The 16,500-nt window shown below is 48.4% G+C and carries 17 protein-coding genes; 15 read left to right on the forward strand and 2 right to left on the reverse strand.

All coding sequences use genetic code 11. The features are described from left to right. Window positions 1-6 precede the first annotated feature (6 nt). The 4 genes from steA to BEP19_RS02535 are packed head-to-tail and all read left to right on the forward strand — an operon-like array spanning window position 7 to window position 3,195. Complete coding sequence (steA, locus tag BEP19_RS02520; protein WP_425452700.1) at window positions 7-1,152, forward strand: putative cytokinetic ring protein SteA; 1,146 nt, start codon at window positions 7-9, stop codon at window positions 1,150-1,152. 3 nt (window positions 1,153-1,155) lie between these two features. Further along, the gene (locus BEP19_RS02525; RefSeq protein ID WP_120188267.1) at window positions 1,156-1,713 is read left to right on the forward strand and encodes a copper transporter; all 558 of its coding nucleotides are present in this window, start codon (window positions 1,156-1,158) and stop codon (window positions 1,711-1,713) included. Next, window positions 1,703-2,374: a glycosyltransferase family 2 protein gene (locus tag BEP19_RS02530; RefSeq protein WP_120188268.1), complete on the forward strand. Its 672-nt coding sequence runs from the start codon at window positions 1,703-1,705 to the stop codon at window positions 2,372-2,374. The genes BEP19_RS02525 and BEP19_RS02530 overlap by 11 nt, the downstream gene beginning before the upstream one ends. After that, window positions 2,356-3,195: an MraY family glycosyltransferase gene (locus BEP19_RS02535; protein ID WP_120188269.1), complete on the forward strand. Its 840-nt coding sequence runs from the start codon at window positions 2,356-2,358 to the stop codon at window positions 3,193-3,195. The genes BEP19_RS02530 and BEP19_RS02535 overlap by 19 nt, the downstream gene beginning before the upstream one ends. A gap of 23 nt (window positions 3,196-3,218) precedes the next feature. Here BEP19_RS02535 and BEP19_RS02540 read toward each other — a convergent pair whose 3' ends face one another. After that, window positions 3,219-3,563 carry a DUF2627 domain-containing protein gene (locus BEP19_RS02540; RefSeq protein ID WP_245983264.1) on the reverse strand — a complete coding sequence of 115 codons (345 nt, stop codon included), beginning with the start codon at window positions 3,561-3,563 and terminating at the stop codon, window positions 3,219-3,221. A 322-nt stretch (window positions 3,564-3,885) separates the two neighbouring features. Here BEP19_RS02540 and BEP19_RS02545 point away from each other — a divergent pair, with 322 nt between their 5' ends. From BEP19_RS02545 to bioB, 11 genes are all read left to right on the forward strand, one after another. After that, complete coding sequence (locus BEP19_RS02545) at window positions 3,886-4,980, forward strand: Leu/Phe/Val dehydrogenase (protein ID WP_120188270.1); 1,095 nt, start codon at window positions 3,886-3,888, stop codon at window positions 4,978-4,980. Window positions 4,981-5,020: 40 nt separating this feature from the next. Next, window positions 5,021-6,448 (forward strand): dihydrolipoyl dehydrogenase, encoded by a 1,428-nt coding sequence (lpdA, locus tag BEP19_RS02550; RefSeq protein ID WP_120188271.1) that lies wholly within the window; start codon window positions 5,021-5,023, stop codon window positions 6,446-6,448. A 13-nt stretch (window positions 6,449-6,461) separates the two neighbouring features. Beyond that, entirely contained in the window at window positions 6,462-7,454 is a 993-nt protein-coding gene (locus BEP19_RS02555) for a thiamine pyrophosphate-dependent dehydrogenase E1 component subunit alpha (protein WP_120188272.1), read from the forward strand. 14 nt (window positions 7,455-7,468) lie between these two features. Next, on the forward strand, window positions 7,469-8,452 hold the full coding sequence (locus tag BEP19_RS02560) for an alpha-ketoacid dehydrogenase subunit beta (protein ID WP_120188273.1): 984 nt from the start codon (window positions 7,469-7,471) through the stop codon (window positions 8,450-8,452). A gap of 19 nt (window positions 8,453-8,471) precedes the next feature. Then, window positions 8,472-9,728 (forward strand): dihydrolipoamide acetyltransferase family protein, encoded by a 1,257-nt coding sequence (locus tag BEP19_RS02565; protein WP_120188274.1) that lies wholly within the window; start codon window positions 8,472-8,474, stop codon window positions 9,726-9,728. A 179-nt stretch (window positions 9,729-9,907) separates the two neighbouring features. Beyond that, window positions 9,908-11,269 (forward strand): adenosylmethionine--8-amino-7-oxononanoate transaminase, encoded by a 1,362-nt coding sequence (bioA, locus tag BEP19_RS02570; protein WP_120188275.1) that lies wholly within the window; start codon window positions 9,908-9,910, stop codon window positions 11,267-11,269. Beyond that, complete coding sequence (bioD, locus tag BEP19_RS02575) at window positions 11,266-11,985, forward strand: dethiobiotin synthase (protein ID WP_120188276.1); 720 nt, start codon at window positions 11,266-11,268, stop codon at window positions 11,983-11,985. The genes bioA and bioD overlap by 4 nt, the downstream gene beginning before the upstream one ends. Beyond that, entirely contained in the window at window positions 11,963-13,156 is a 1,194-nt protein-coding gene (gene bioF, locus BEP19_RS02580; RefSeq protein ID WP_120188277.1) for an 8-amino-7-oxononanoate synthase, read from the forward strand. The genes bioD and bioF overlap by 23 nt, the downstream gene beginning before the upstream one ends. Next, complete coding sequence (locus tag BEP19_RS02585) at window positions 13,153-13,902, forward strand: alpha/beta fold hydrolase (protein ID WP_120188278.1); 750 nt, start codon at window positions 13,153-13,155, stop codon at window positions 13,900-13,902. The genes bioF and BEP19_RS02585 overlap by 4 nt, the downstream gene beginning before the upstream one ends. After that, the gene (bioC, locus tag BEP19_RS02590; RefSeq protein WP_120188279.1) at window positions 13,892-14,698 is read left to right on the forward strand and encodes a malonyl-ACP O-methyltransferase BioC; all 807 of its coding nucleotides are present in this window, start codon (window positions 13,892-13,894) and stop codon (window positions 14,696-14,698) included. The genes BEP19_RS02585 and bioC overlap by 11 nt, the downstream gene beginning before the upstream one ends. 7 nt (window positions 14,699-14,705) lie before the next feature. Then, window positions 14,706-15,707 (forward strand): biotin synthase BioB, encoded by a 1,002-nt coding sequence (gene bioB, locus BEP19_RS02595; protein ID WP_120188280.1) that lies wholly within the window; start codon window positions 14,706-14,708, stop codon window positions 15,705-15,707. A 150-nt stretch (window positions 15,708-15,857) separates the two neighbouring features. Here bioB and BEP19_RS02600 read toward each other — a convergent pair whose 3' ends face one another. After that, the gene (locus BEP19_RS02600) at window positions 15,858-16,316 is read right to left on the reverse strand and encodes a hypothetical protein (protein ID WP_120188281.1); all 459 of its coding nucleotides are present in this window, start codon (window positions 16,314-16,316) and stop codon (window positions 15,858-15,860) included. Window positions 16,317-16,500: the final 184 nt, after the last annotated feature.

Raw genomic sequence — 16,500 nt, forward strand, 5'->3', positions numbered from 1 at the left:
GGTGCCGTGTTGTTTTCCAAAAGGTTAAAACAGACCCTGCGGGGATACGCGGTGGTTGACGCGAGAACCAAAAATCTCCTGAAAAGGATCCGTCCTGGACAGATTGCGATTTTGCGCCATGAGGACATCGATGAGATGGCCGCAACAGATTTGGCAATGGCAAAAGTGAAAGCGGTGATTAATACCGCGCCTTCGATTACAGGCAGTTATTTAAGTGTCGGAGCGAAAATTCTCGCGCAACGAAGAATTCCGTTGTACGATTGTCTGACGCGTGATTTGATTAATGAGGTGCAAGACGGCGATTGGATCGAGTTAGAGGATGGGTACTTCATTACTGCGGATGGGATCCGCCTGTGCCCGGTTACGGAAGTGACAGAACAAGAAATTGAGGTGAAATGGGAACTTGCGCGGAGAAATTTGGAAACGAGTTTAGAGCAATTTATCCAAAATACGTTGACGTATGCGCAACAGGAAAAGGATTATTACATTTCCGCGCTTCCATCATTACCGCTGCGTGTGAAGCTAGCCCGCAGACATGTGTTAATTGTCGTGCGCGGCAAGCGTTATCGGGAAGATCTCAAAGCGATCCATTCCTACATCCAAGACTATCAACCGATTTTGATCGGGGTCGATGGAGGAGCGGACGCTTTGCTAGAGAACGGTTGGAAGCCCGATTTGATCATCGGCGATATGGATAGCGTTTCGGATCAAGCGCTCTGTTGTGGGGCGGAAATTATTGTCCATGCTTATCCAGATGGCCGAGCCCCAGGTAAAAGTCGGGTGGACCAGCTCGGTGTTGCTTGCCATCTGTTACCGGCTCCAGGCACGAGTGAGGACGCGGCCATGCTATATGCTTATGAACATGGCGCCGAATGGATCGTTGCATTAGGGGCCCATTCGAACATGATTGACTTTTTAGAAAAAGGTCGCAAAGGGATGGCAAGCACTGTGCTAGTGCGGATGAAGATTGGCACGCGACTGATTGACGCCAAAGGTGTCAGCATGCTTTATCAAAAACGCGTCCGTTGGAAAAACTTTATTTTGCTCAGCACAGCCGCTTCATTTCCGATAATCGCAGCTACGTTGATTAGCCCTGCTGTAAGACAATTTTGGCATTTACTATGGCTGCAGATTAAATACAATGTGATGTAGGTGATGAGATTGATTAGTCTTCGCTATCACATAATCACAATCGCCGCTGTTTTTCTGTCGTTAGGTTTAGGTATTATCCTCGGGGGAAGTATTGGTCAAAATTGGATCAATGAAAAGCAGCAGACGTTACTGGTTGGATTAGAAGAGAAGTATGATCAAGCTTTACAAAGCAATGCCAAATTGCAAAATCAGATTCAAGAGTTGAGCGGACGAATTGAACAAGCGAACGAAGAGTTCAGCGCGTTTGTGAGCAAAGGGTTTATGCCTGATTTGCAGGAAAAGACGATTGGACTATGGATGAATCAAGGATTGAAAGACGAATTCATTCGTCCATTTCTTGAGTCGGTCGGGATGAAGGTAATCTTGATTGACGAATCGCTTCCGTCGCCGTTGCCAGCTTATCCGATTTTGTTTGTCGGCGCGCAGCGGCCAAACTGGGCGCATGAATGGGCGGAGGAGCTAACCTTGCAAGTTGAAAAAGCGAACTTAACACCTGCGGAGCAAGGGAAATTGCTTGAGCGAATTCAGCAAGTGTATCAGGAGCAAAACCATGAATATTAGCGCGATTCTACCCGCTTATAATGAACAAAAACGATTGCCGCAGACGATTGCCAGTTTAAGAGAAATCGATCAGATCGATCAGATCATTGTCGTTGACGACGGCAGCAATGATCAAACAGGACAAGTGGCGAGCCGGTTATCAGATCAGCTAATTCGTTTCCCTGTCAATCGTGGGAAAGGGGAAGCGTTGCGACAAGGCTGTCTGGCGTTCGATGCGGATATTTTTCTGTTTTTGGATAGCGATCTCGGCGATAGCGCTCGGTTGGCCGAACAGTTGTTGGCGCCCGTGTTGTGTGGACAAGCAGCGATGAGTATCGCCGCGTTCCCCCCCGCTCAACGTAAGGGCGGTTTCGGTTTAGTAAAAGGATTAGCGCGACAAGGGATCTTTCGCTTGACAGGCTTTCAATCACAATCTCCTCTTTCAGGCCAGCGCGCGTTGACGAAACAGGCGGTTGCGGCGATTCGAGATTGGGATGTTCGATTTGGGATTGAAGTGGGGATGACCGTCGACGTGTTGCGTTCGGGGCTGTCGATTGTGGAGGTGCCGCTTCCGTTTACGCATCGCGAGACAGGGCGTGATTTGCCCGGTTTTTTGCATCGCGGTAGGCAAATGGTCGATGTAGGAAGGATGTTAGGAAAGAAATGGTTGATACAATCTTAATGAGCTCACTTCTGATGGCGGTTGGTTTGTGGTGGCTCCTGTCCGCCCTTTACCGACCGTTAATTTCATTTTTAGAGAAAAAAGGGATGGTGGCCTCTAATTACGAGGGAGCCATGATACCGCTTGGTGTCGGCGTCGTAATTCCTTTCGTCTACTTGTTATGTATCCCCTGGATGATATTGATCGGTCACGGCAGCGCAAGCTTGTATTTGTTGCAAACGTTGTTCATGTTCGTGATCGCGTATGTGGGGTGGCGCGACGATCGGTTTGGAGGGAAGCAGACGAAGGGGATCCGCGGTCATCTCTCCCTTTGGTGGAAAACGGGTGAACGGAGCACAGGCCTGTGGAAAGCAGCGGTTGGATCATGGGTTGCGTTGTTTGTCGGCGGGCTATATGCGCGCGGATGGTGGGAGTGGCTGTTGCACGCAGGCTTGATTGCGTTGCTGATCAATCAGATTAACTTACTTGATTTGCGGCCGGGGCGGGCCTTGAAAGGCTTCTTTATCTATGCGCTGGTCCTCTTACCCTATTCTTTTGGCGTGATGCCGCTTCATTTATGGCTGCCGTTGCTCGTTACGGCTGGTTTTTTGTTTCAAAAGGATATTCGCGCTCAGGCGATGTTGGGTGACACAGGTTCAAATACGCTCGGCTTTACGTTAGCTATGTGGATTGTCGTTTATGGCTCGCTTGGTCTGAAACTCATCCTTTTTTCGATTAGCTTGTTAATTCAATTGTATGCTGAAAAAAAGTCAATTTCCGCGTTGATTCAGCGGAACGCGATCCTATCTTGGATTGATGGGCTGGGACGCAGAGAAACGTAAAAAACCCTGAACAAGTGGCAAGCCTACCTGTCAGGGTTTTCGTGTTGGGAAAGCAACAATTTCTTCTTTTTATCGCGATAAAGGAAGAAACCCGCTATAAAAAATGTGCCTAGTAAAAATAAAGTCAATCCGCCAATCAATTTTAAAACAGGAAAGGGTGTTCCCGCTGCGGTGAAATTGGCAAAGATTGCATCTCGCATCAGGTTCCATCCATATCCGGCCATAATTCCAGGGATAACAATAATTAATACAGCTAATAGACGCTGGGCTAGCAGCATTATATTCACCGCGCTTTCTGTTACATAACCTCTTCTCCATTTATGATAAAGAAAAAGATTGCTCTTGTCTACTTCTTGAAATTTCTCCACTTTCATTTTATGCTTAGATTAAGATCACCAATTTCTGGGTTCCGGGGTTTGGTTTATCCGCGCGCAACCTGTATTATAAGTTTGAGAAGAATCGACTTGAATAAGGATCCGTCGCGTCGTTGAAAGAAGGTTCCCGCAATAAGTTGCAGGAACCTTTGATTTTTTTTGCGGGGTGATCCCTCTGTGGCCCTTTTGTAAACACGAGCTAAAACGTTTAAAGGAGAATTTTTCCCCATTTGGCATGATAATTGCTTATTATCAATAGTAATGGATCAAGTTAATAGAATAGTATACGTTGATTCTAAATTAAGGGGGACAAAGCGTGATTTTCGAACAACTGGAAAAATGCGACTACGAGCAACTCATTTTTTGCCAAGATAAGAACTCAGGATTAAAAGCGATTATCGCCATCCACGATACAACGCTCGGTCCGGCTTTGGGTGGAACGCGGATGTGGACGTATGAGAACGAACAACAAGCAATTATCGACGCGATTCGATTATCGCGGGCAATGACTTATAAAGCGGCGGCGTCTGGATTAAATTTAGGCGGCGGTAAGGCGGTTATCATCGGTGATCCGAATAAAGACAAGAGTGAGGAATTATTTCGAGCGTTTGGACGCTACATTCAAGGTTTAAACGGTCGCTACATTACCGCTGAGGATGTCGGCACGAATGAAGCAGACATGGATTTGATTCATCAGGAAACAGCGTTTGTGACAGGTGTTTCGCCGGCTTTTGGCAGTGGCGGCAATCCTTCGCCGGTCACCGCGTATGGCGTTTATCGGGGGATGAAGGCTGCTGCTTTGGAAGCGTTTGGTTCAGATAGCTTGCAAGGGAAGACCATCGCTGTGCAGGGGGTCGGCAACGTTGCCTATCATCTCTGTGGTTATCTTCATGAGGAAGGGGCGAACTTGATCGTCACCGATATTAATCCAGCTCATGTCGAACGGGCCGTCGAAAAGTATGGGGCTCAGGCTGTTGGTATCGATGAAATTTACAGTGTAAATTGCGACATATTTTCTCCGTGCGCCCTTGGCGGCGTGATTAATGATGAAACGATTCCGCAATTGAAGGCGAAAGTGATTGCTGGTTCCGCGAACAACCAGTTGCAAGAGAATCGTCATGGGGACAAAATTGCGGAACTGGGTCTTGTATACGCTCCTGATTATGTGATCAATGCGGGAGGGTTAATCAATGTGGCCGATGAACTGTTAGGGTATAATCGTGAACGGGCGATGAAAAAGGTGGAGACGATTTATGATACGATTCATCGCGTGTTTAAAATAGCCAAAAGAGACCAAATCCCATCTTATCTTGCGGCGGACCGCTTGGCCGAAGAACGGATCGCGTCCGTAAAAAGATCAAGGAACACTTTTTTATTAAATGAGAGACATCTCCTCAATCGCGGCCGCTAATCATGCTGATTTGAACGAAAGAGAGCGGGGGGTGCTGAATATGTCTTCGAATGAATATGACGTTGTTGTGCTCGGGGGAGGAACCGGGGGCTATGTCGCGGCAATTCGAGCGAGTCAACTGGGTTTGAAAGTAGCTGTCGTGGAAAAAGATCGATTAGGCGGAACATGCCTGCATCGCGGCTGTATTCCTAGTAAAGCGTTACTTCGTTCTGCTGAAGTTTACCATACAATCAACAATGGCGAGGAATTTGGCGTAGAAGCAACAGGGATCCAATTTAATTTTTCCAAAGCGCAACAGCGCAAACAAAAGATCGTGGAGCAATTGCATCAAGGTGTTCAATACTTGATGGACAAAGGAAAGATTGCTGTTTTTTATGGCGAAGGTCGAATCATGGGGCCTTCCATCTTTTCTCCGCAGGCGGGGGCGGTCGCGGTTACGACTGAAACAGGCGAATCCGAAATTTTAGCGCCAAAATATTTGCTAATTGCAACGGGTTCGCGGCCGCGTTTGTTATCAGGCTTGGAAATCGATGGGGAATATGTATTAACGAGCGATGAAGCGTTACAACTAGATCAATTACCGAACTCAATTCTGATTATCGGAGGCGGCGCGATCGGGATTGAATGGGCTTCGTTGTTGAGCGATCTTGGGGTTGCAGTTGAGTTGATCGAAACTGCGGAGCGAATCCTTCCGTTAGAAGATGAGGCGATCAGTGATGAAATGACCCGTTTGTTGACGGCGCGCGGCATTAAAATTCATACTGTGGCTAAAGCGGAAGCGAACACGCTAACGAAAGAAAATGGGCGGGTTTCGATTGTAGTTGAAAAAAATGGACAGCAACACCGTCTTGAAGCGGATAAATTGCTCGTTTCCATCGGTCGTCAGGCAAATATCGAAAATATCGGCCTCGACAATACAGAGGTAAAGATAGAAAATGGTGTGATACGCGTAAATGATCAATATCAAACCGATGAACAACATATATATGCGATAGGGGATGTTATCGGCGGGCTTCAACTTGCCCATGTCGCAGCTCATGAAGGGATTTACGCGATTGAACATCTGGCGGGGGTAGCCGACCGTCTGCTGATCGATCCGCTGCGGGCGCCAAAGGTGACGTATAGTCGCCCGCAAGTAGCCAGTATCGGGTTAACCGAACAACAGGCGAGACAACAAGGCTTTGAGATTAAGATCGGAACATTCCCTTTTCGAGCGATTGGAAAGGCTTTGATAGATGGGCAGGCGGATGGATTTGTAAAGTTGATCGCTAATGCCCGCACAGACGATGTGCTCGGCGCGCACATGATCGGTCCGAGTGTTTCCGAATTGATCTCGGAAGCGGCGTTGGCCCGTTTATTGGATGCGACGCCTTGGGAACTCGGCAAAACAATCCATCCCCATCCCGCATTAAGTGAAATCATCGGGGAAGCCGCATTAGCGGTAGACGGCAAGGCGATTCATACGTGAAGGAGGGTTCTGAATGAGCGAAAACAGACATCAGGCAATGGGCTTGTCTGACCAGCAAGTACGAGATATGTATTACTATATGTTACTCTCGCGCAAGGTGGATGAACGTTTGTGGCTCTTGAATCGAGCGGGTAAAATCCCTTTTACCGTTTCCTGTCAAGGACAAGAAGCAGCCCAAGTTGGGGCCGCTTTCGCGCTGGACAGAGAAAAGGATTATCTCTGTCCGTATTATCGCGATGTCGGCGTGGTGACTGTGTTTGGAATGACAGCAAAGGATCTGATGCTAGCGGCGTTTGCTAAAGCGGAAGATCCGAGCAGCGGCGGACGTCAAATGCCCGGTCATTTCGGGGGGAAAAAGTATCGCATTTTAAGCGGTTCCAGTCCTGTGACAACACAAGTTCCGCATGCGGTCGGCCTGGCGCTAGCGGCCCGTATGCAAGGGGAAGATGCTGTCGTGTTTACTTCCTTTGGAGAAGGATCAAGTAACCAGGGCGATTTCCATGAGGGCGCTAACTTTGCTGGGGTTCATCAATTACCTGTTGTGTTATTTTGTGAAAATAATCAATATGCGATTTCTGTGCCGCTTTCTAAGCAAGTAGCCTGTGAACGGATCGCGGATCGGGCGATTGGCTACGGCTTTCCAGGGGTGACGGTTGATGGCAATGACCCGCTCGAAGTTTATCAGATGATGAAAACAGCAGTTGATCGGGCGCGACGCGGCGAAGGTCCAACGCTCGTTGAAGCGACCATGCACCGACTCGTTCCACACTCTAGCGACGACGATGATCGAGCCTATCGTTCGCCAGAAGAGTTAGAGGAAGCAAAGCGCAATGATCCGCTGCCAAAGTTTAAACGCTATTTGCAAGAAGTCGGGACGCTAGATGAAGCAGCGGAGAAAAAAATGATAGAACGAATTAATCGAGAAATAGACGAAGCGACCGAATATGCGGAGCAAGCTCCCTATCCAACGCCTGAGAGCGTTTTGCGTCAGGTGTATGCTGAGTAGGAGGAGGATGAACAATGCCAACGATCTCTTATATCGAAGCCGTCACCGCAGCGATGCGCGAAGAAATGCAACGAGATAAAAATGTTTTTGTGTTAGGGGAAGACGTTGGAGTTCGCGGCGGCGTCTTTCGAGCTACACAAGGTTTGTATGAGGAGTTCGGGGAACAACGGGTGATGGATACGCCGTTAGCGGAGTCGGCGATTGTCGGTGTCGCGATTGGAGCGGCGGCCTATGGGATGAAGCCAATTGCAGAAATTCAATTTGCCGATTTTATTATGCCCGCGGTGAATCAAATTGTAAGTGAAGCGGCGAAAATGAGGTATCGTTCAAATGGCGATTGGACGTGTCCGCTCGTTGTGCGGGCGCCTTATGGCGGCGGGGTGAACGGGGCTCTGTATCACTCGCAAAGTGTGGAGGCGATGTTTTGTAATATTCCTGGATTAAAAGTTGTCGCCCCTTCAACGCCCTATGATGTCAAAGGATTACTAAAAGCAGCAATTCGCGATCCGGATCCCGTGCTATTTTTTGAACACAAACGTTGCTATCGTTTGATCAAAGGCGAAGTGCCAGACACTGATTATGTTGTGCCGATTGGTAAAGCGGATCTAAAGCGGAGCGGCGAAGACATTACAGTGATCTCATACGGTTTAACGCTCCATTTTGCTTTGGAGGCAGCGGAAAGGCTGCAAGAAGAAGGTTATAGCGCCCACGTTTTAGATCTGCGCACGTTGTATCCGTTGGATAAAGAAGCGATTGTTGCGGCGGCGAAACAGACAGGAAAAGTGCTCATTATACATGAAGATAACAAAGAAGGCGGCATCGCGGGCGAAGTGGCGGCGATCATTGCCGAAGAATGCTTATTTGAGCTCGATGCCCCGATCAAACGATTATGCGGCCCAGATGTCCCAGCAATGCCCTATAGCCCGCCGATGGAAAAGTTCTTCATGTTAAATCCTGACAAAGTGTATCAGGCGATGAAAGAACTGGCTGAATTTTAAAACCAACGAGGAGGGACCTATGGCTGAGAAAGTATTGATGCCCCAGCTCGGAGAAAGTGTGACAGAAGGAACGATCTCCAAGTGGTTTGTCAATGTGGGGGACACCGTAAACAAATATGAGCCCTTGTGTGAAGTGAATACAGATAAAGTCAACGCGGAAATTCCCGCAACCGTTGCAGGCACGGTGACTGAAATCATCGTCGCCGAGGGGGAAACGGTGAAAGTCGGTACGTTAATCTGCTACATTACGCCGGCTGAGCAGAAGAAAACGGAGGACGTGACAACGCGGAAGGAAACAGAACCGAATGCGTCGGAGTCAGTGAGTGATCGTCAGCCAGATCGCTCAGCTAAAAAAAGATATTCACCAGCGGTATTTAAACTTGCGCAAGAACACGATCTAGAGTTGAGTCAATTGACGGGAACGGGAGCGGGCGGACGGATCACGCGCAAAGACGTGTTAACCTTCATAAAACAGGGAGGAACAACCAACCAAGCGGAATCTGTCCCGTTGGCAGAAGTTGCGCCATCATCGCAGCAATCCGCTGCTGGAAAGTCGCCTCAACCGACGGACTTCGAAGCGGAGGATCGTGAAATCCCAGTGTCCGGTATTCGCAGAACGATTGCCAATCGGATGACGCAAAGTAAACAGGAAGTACCGCACGCGTGGATGATGATTGAAGCGGATGTGACGAATTTGGTTGCGTTTCGTAACCAAGTGAAGGATAAATTCAGAAGCGAGGAAGGGCTAAACTTAACGTTCTTTCCGTTCTTTGTGAAAGCGATTGTGGAAGCGCTAAAAGAATTTCCGATGATGAACTCGGTTTGGGCGGACGACAAGATTATCGTGAAAAAAGCGGTGCATATGTCGATCGCAGTGGCGACCGATGAAGCGTTGCATGTGCCTGTCATTCGCGATGCGGATCAGAAGAGCATTTTTGGAATTGCGAAATCAATCGACGCGTTAGTCCAAAAAGCGCGAGCAGGGAAGTTAACGTTGGCGGATACGGCGGGCGGGACCTTTACGTGTAACAATACAGGTTCATTTGGATCGATTCTATCAGGACCGATCATCAATCAACCGCAAGCGGCTATTTTGAGTATTGAAACGATTGTCAAACGGCCTGTCGTAATCAACAATATGATTGCTATTCGGGATATGGTCAATTTATGTTTGTCTCTGGATCATCGGGTATTGGACGGTCTCGTTTGCGGAAACTTTATGCAAAGTGTGAAACGTAAGTTGGAGAGTTATGGCCCAGACACAAACATTTATTAACTGAATGCTATAGATATTTTTAAGAGCTGATCTAAAAAGTTGTGAACAAAAGCAACTTGGCGGGTCAGCTTTTTTATTTTCCTTTTTCTGTTGAAAAATCAAGAAGGCATGTTAGAATAAAGCTATATGTTAACTTGAATATGAATCTGGTTAACATATAACTGAGGAAGGAGTCGACGATGCAAACAACATCCTATACATACGAACAATTGCTTGAAAAAAATAAACAATACCTTTGGAATCCGTTTACGCAAATGAAAGATTATGTGGAAGACGATCCTGTTATTATCGTCAGTGGAGAAGGCCGAAAACTGAAGGACGCGCAAGGAAATGAATATTGGGATGGCGTTTCTTCGATTTGGTTAAATGTGCACGGTCATCGTGTGCCCGAATTAGATCAGGCGATCCGCGACCAGTTGGACCAGATCGCGCATTCTACGCTGCTCGGAATGGCAAACGTCCCTGCTATTTTATTGGCGGAACAACTCATTGGAATCATGCCAAAAGGACTGGCCAAAGTGTTTTATTCCGACTCGGGAGCGACGGCGGTAGAAATCGCGATTAAAATGGCGTTCCAATATTGGCAACATCAAGGCAAACCGAATAAGAAGCAGTTCATCACGATGCGAGAGGCGTACCATGGGGATACGATCGGGGCGATTTCGGTTGGGGCGCTCGATCTGTTTCATGAAAACTATGCTTCACTCATGTTTCCGACGATCAAAGCCCCATATCCGTATTTGTACCGTTCGCCATTTGGAGACGATCCCGAACAGATTGGGCAAGCTCATTTGCGGAAGTTAGAGCAACTATTGATTGAACACGCTGCTGAAACAGCAGCGATCATCGTAGAGCCGTTGATGCAAGGCGCAGCAGGGATGATTAATATGCCTGCGGGTTATTTGCGCGGGATCCGTGAGTTGGCGACGAAATATGACGTGTTATTAATTGTGGATGAAGTAGCAACGGGGTTTGGACGGACGGGGAAAATGTTTGCTTGCGACCACGAGGGGGTCACGCCAGATATTTTGACGGCGGGCAAAGGATTAACGGGTGGTTACTTGCCTGTTGCGATCACCGTTACGACTGATCAGATATATGACGCTTTTTTTGCCGATTTCGAAGAACAAAAAACATTTTATCACGGTCATAGTTACACTGGGAATCAACTAGGTTGCTCAGTCGCTCTCGCTAATCTGGAGTTAATGCGCAAAACGAATTTAGTGGAGGAAGTGGCTCGCAAAGCGAAAATGGTTGGCCAACGCCTCCATCGTTTTTATGAATTGAAACATGTCGGTGATATTCGTCAAGTTGGGTTGATGATCGGGATTGAACTCGTGTTTGATCAACAATCAAAAGAGCCTTACGCCTGGCAAGATCGAGTTGGAGCTCGTGTTTGCCGCAGAGCCCGCGAGTTAGGGATGTTGCTGCGACCACTCGGAGATGTCGTCGTCTTCATGCCATCACTTGCTTCCACGGATGAAGAGCTAAATGAAATGCTAGATATTCTGTATCAAGCAATTGCGGAGGGGACGGCGTGAGTGGCTTGTTTATTACGGCGACCGATACGGGAGTTGGCAAAACGGTCGTTGCCGCTGGTCTGACAGCGGCTCTGCGCGAACGTGGGCTCGATGTTGGCGTCTATAAGCCGATCCAAAGCGGACAGCTTGCGGCAGACCCGAGCGGGGACGCATTTCGCTTGAAAATGCTATCTGGCGTCGATAGCTGTATAGAGCAGATTTGCCCGTATGCGGTCGAGGAGCCGTTAGCTCCGCAATTGGCATTGGCTCGAGCGGGGAGGAAAGTGAGTTTGGCGGATGTGGTCCGCGGGTACGAACGGTTACGCCGCAATTTAGAAGCGCTGATCGTCGAAGGGGCTGGCGGCTTGGCTGTCCCTTATACGGAAGATGGACTCGTCATCGATGTGGTTCGGCAGTTGGGGCTCCCATTGTTGATTGTCGCTAGACCGGGTTTAGGGACGGTGAACCATACACTGCTGACGATTGATTACGCCCGCAAACATGGGGCTTGGATCCTCGGTTTTATCTTTTGCGAAGGTGATCGTTACGCGGATAGCGCGGCGATTGCGTTGGAAAATGTGGAAATGATTACCCGTTATAGTCAGGTTCCCTTTTTGGGAGCGTTGCCTTGGTTGGAAGACGTCTCTCGCGAGAAACTGTGTCAAGCTATTCAGGACTTCATCGATTTGCCTGCGATCGAAAGGGGAATAAAGCATGGACCCGCAATGGAGGCGTGAATTGATTGAGGAGTTGGACCAGTTGAAAGCGCGTGAACAGCTGCGGACACTCAGCGTTGCAGAAGCGGCGGTTGAACCGTGGTTGAAGCTCAATGGGCGTCGGATGCTGAACATGGCTTCGAACAATTATTTAGGACTGGCGGGTGACGCTCGGCTTAAGGATGCGGCTCAATCTGCGTTGGAGGTCTACGGAGCGGGAGCGACCGCCTCAAGATTGATCGTGGGCAATCATCCTTTGTACGAGCAGGCTGAAACCGCTTTACACGCTTGGAAAGGGAATCTACCGTCACAGGCGGGCTTAATTTTGAATAGTGGCTATACGGCGAATCTAGGGGTGATCTGCGCGTTGGTCGGACGCAATGACGTTGTGTTTAGCGATCGATTGAACCATGCCAGCATTGTTGATGGAATTGTGTTAAGCCGCGCCCAACATCGTCGTTATCGCCACAATGATCTCGATCATTTGGAAAGCCTACTCAAAAAATCAACGGCTCGTCGTAAATTGATTGTGACTGATAGTGTGTTCAGTATGGATGGCGATCGAGCTGATCTCGCTGGACTTGTCGCGCTGAAGGAACGGTATAGAGCGATGTTGATGGTAGATGAAGCGCACAGCAGTGGGTTGTATGGCCCGCAGGGCGCAGGCTTGGTCCAATCATTGGGCTTGCAGGAACAGGTCGAAATTCAAATGGGCACGTTTAGTAAAGCGCTTGGCAGCTTAGGGGCTTACATAGTTGGAGAAAAGTGGCTGATTGACTATTTGATCAATCATATGCGTAGCTTCATTTACACGACGGCGCTGCCGCCCGCCACGCTTGGTTCGATTATCGCCGCGATTGAACTCGTTCAAAGGAAGGCGGAACGGCGCATTCAATTGTGGGAACATACTCAATACATGCGTAGTGAACTGCGTCAACTTGGATTTGAGCTTGGCTCGGGGGATACACAAATTATTCCGATTGTAATCGGATCTAATGAAAGGACTGTGGCGTTCAGTCTTCGTTTACAGGAAGCGGGGATTGCCGCCATTGCGGTTCGTCCGCCGACGGTCCCTGAAAATCAAGCCCGTTTGCGTTTGACGGTGATGGCCACCCACCAGCTCCGTGATCTTGAATGGGCGGTTGCCCAGTTGGCGGCTGTCGGTCGCGAATTGGGGGTGATTGGTAGATGAATACGTTTCTATTGTTACCGGGTTGGGGAATGGAAAGCGCGGTGTGGAGCCTATCTCGTTCGTTTCAGGATGGACTGGCGGAATTAGGTGAGCTGGTAATGGTCGATTGGCGAGGCGTGAGGAGCGAGGTTGATTTCATGGACCGCGTCGTAGAAAAAGCCATAGGTCGTCGCGCTCCTTTGATGGTGATCGGTTGGTCGCTTGGTTCGCTTGTGGCCCTCGATTTTGCCAAACGTTATCCATCCTTTGTTTCCAAACTGATTTTAATTGGCGGGACGAGTCGTTTTACGATAACGGATGGGTATGAGCAAGCTGGTTATGCTCCACGCCGCTTACAAGGTTTGAAACGACAACTTGCTCGCGATCCGCAACAAACATTGCATGCTTTTTACGAATCGATGTTTTCTGACTCAGAGCGGAGGAGAGGTTTCGACCAGCAATTTATCGCTGATGTTGAAGCTCAGTTTGCGGGGGATGAGGTGGCGTCGTTAGGGGGCGGTCTCGACTATTTGCGCGCGGCTGATGCGCGATTATCCTTGTCGGAACAGCCGCCCCTCTTATTGGTTCACGGGGAGCAAGATTCCGTTTGTCCGCTCGCGTCGGCCCAATTTATCGCTGAACAGGCGCCAATCGCTATGTTGCGAACGATTCCCGATGCGGGTCATGTCCCCTTTTATACGCAGCCGCAGACTTGCTTGCATTGGATTCAATCATTTGTAAAAGGGGGTGCATTTGTTGATCGATAAAACATTGCTTGAGAAACGTTTTAGCGCCAATGCGGCAACCTATGATCGCTATGCTAACGTCCAAAAGATCATGGCTCGTCAGTTACTTGAAAGATTGCAGACTAAATCGATTGCGCCGCAGCGTATTTTGGAAGTCGGTTGTGGGACAGGGTATTTGACGAAACGGCTTTGTCGACTCTTTCCGAACGCTCAAATTACAGCGGTCGATCTGGCGCCAGGGATGTTGGAAACGGCGCGGGCGCGATTGGACGGTCAATCGGTAGAGTTCGTTGGCGGGGATATCGAAGAAATGGAACTATCCGGTTCGTTTGATCTGATCCTCTCCAACGCGACTTTTCAATGGTTCAATCAATTGCATCAAACGGTTCGGCGGCTTGTTGAATGTCTGTCGGTTGGCGGCGCGCTACATTTTTCCACGTTTGGTGATACGACTTTTCATGAATTGCATACATCCTTTGCAAAAGCTGCCGAGATGTTGGAAGCGCGTGTATCGGCGCCAGGGCAATCTTTTTATACATTGGGGGAACTGATTGCGCTTTGTGAAGGGGCTGCTGGTTGTTTCGGTCGGGTTAATGGTCAAGAATGGATCGAGATAGAAAAATTTGCGGATACGCGGGCTTTTTTTCACTCGCTTCGAAAAATAGGCGCGAACAATAGCAATGCGGCCGACTACTGTCAGCGTCCTTCGTTGTTTAGGAAAATGATGCGCATTTATGAGCGCGATTTCCGCGATGATCAGGATCTGGTTACTGCGACATATCATTGTTTATTTATCTCGATAGAAAAGAGAGGGTGAGCCGAAGGTGACACAAACGATTGAAGTAAAAAAAGATTGGCAATCGATCGCGAAAGAGGTTGTTGGTGGACGGAAGGTGACAAAGGAGGAAGCGCTGGCGGTCGTTCAGGCTGGAGATGAGGAATTGCTCGCTATTTTACAGGCCGCTTATGTCATTCGTCACGCGTATTTTGGCAACAAAGTGAAGTTAAACATGATCATTAACGCAAAATCTGGGCTTTGTCCTGAAGACTGTGGTTATTGCTCACAGTCGATTGTATCGGAAGCGCCGATTGATGAATATGCCTGGTTGACGAAGGAGAAAATTTTGGAAGGGGCAGAGGAAGCGGTTCGTCGTAAGGCAGGCACCTACTGCATCGTTGCGTCCGGTCGACGTCCGACTGATCGGGAGATCGATCATGTAGTCAGCGCCGTTGAGGAAATTCGCGAAACGACCGATTTGAAGATTTGCTGTTGCCTCGGTTTCCTAAATGAAACGGCTGCGGCTAAACTTGCGGCGGCCGGGGTGCAACGCTACAATCACAATCTCAATACAAACGAAGGAAACTATGAAAATATCGCCTCAACGCATACATATGAGGACCGTGTCGATACGGTTGAACAGGTAAAAGCAGCCGGCATTTCTCCATGTTCGGGGGTTATTTTCGGAATGGGCGAAACGGATCAGGAAGCGGTCGAAATCGCTTTTTCCTTGAGGGAACTTGACGCGGACTCAATCCCGTGCAACTTCTTAAATCCGATCGATGATACGCCAATGGAAGGACGCCGCGAACTGAATCCGCGCAAATGTTTGAAACTGTTGGCGATGATGCGCTTCGTCAATCCGACGAAGGAGATCCGCATCTCTGGTGGACGCGAAGTCAACCTACGTTCGATGCAGGTGATGGGGCTCTATGCGGCCAACTCCATTTTCGTAGGTGACTATATAACGACGTCGGGCCTGGAGGCGAGAGAGGATTGGGGCATGATCGAGGATCTCGGTTTTGAGATCGAGGAAAAGGCGGTCTAAGGTGATAGATGGAAGGCGAAGGGTGTGACTCTTAGTTCTTCTACTAGTCGGAGTCACTCCGCTTTAATTGATCCGCTGCCCTACTAGGGGAAAAGGATTTCGAAAAAGGAGAAGCAATTTTGCCTCTCCTTTTTTCGATTAGCGGAGAATTTAATCTAACGCATTGATTAGTTTCAAAACGTGTTCTTTGACAAGCTTTTTTTCATCTTCAGACAGCTCTTTTGAGGGTTCGGGTGATTCTGGCGGTCGATCTTCAGCTAAAATCGTTAGTGGATCGAACTCCATTTTTTCCTTCGAATCTTCAAAGTTTGAACTACCTCTGAACATCTCATATTTAACAGAACTGTTTATGTACACCCCATCGTTATTATAGTAATCAGCCACTTCATATAGTTTTGTCGTCATGCCGCTTCTCGACGAGGTTTCATAACGCAATACTGAGTTCACTTTTCTATACCCTTTCGGTTCAAAAAAACCATCGCTGTTAGGTGTATCTCCGAGATAATCCATAGTAAAGACTTCAACATGCTCAACGACTTCTACGCTTTCAGATGATGAACATCCCGCTAAAAACAAAGTGATTAAACTAACTATAAAAATATTTATCATGATACCTCCTTGTATTCTCAACCTCTGTTTCAAGGATCGAGTTTGGAATGCGCTGTGAGGGCACGAAATAGCAGGAGAAACTCCGTCTAAATGTTCCGCTTCTTCAGTTTTCCGATGATCGAGCTCGGGACGTGTTGTGAGGGCACGAAATAGCAGGAGAAACTCCGTCTAAATGTTCCGCATC

It is taken from the genome of Ammoniphilus oxalaticus, from assembly GCF_003609605.1.
Classification (GTDB): domain Bacteria; phylum Bacillota; class Bacilli; order Aneurinibacillales; family RAOX-1; genus Ammoniphilus; species Ammoniphilus oxalaticus.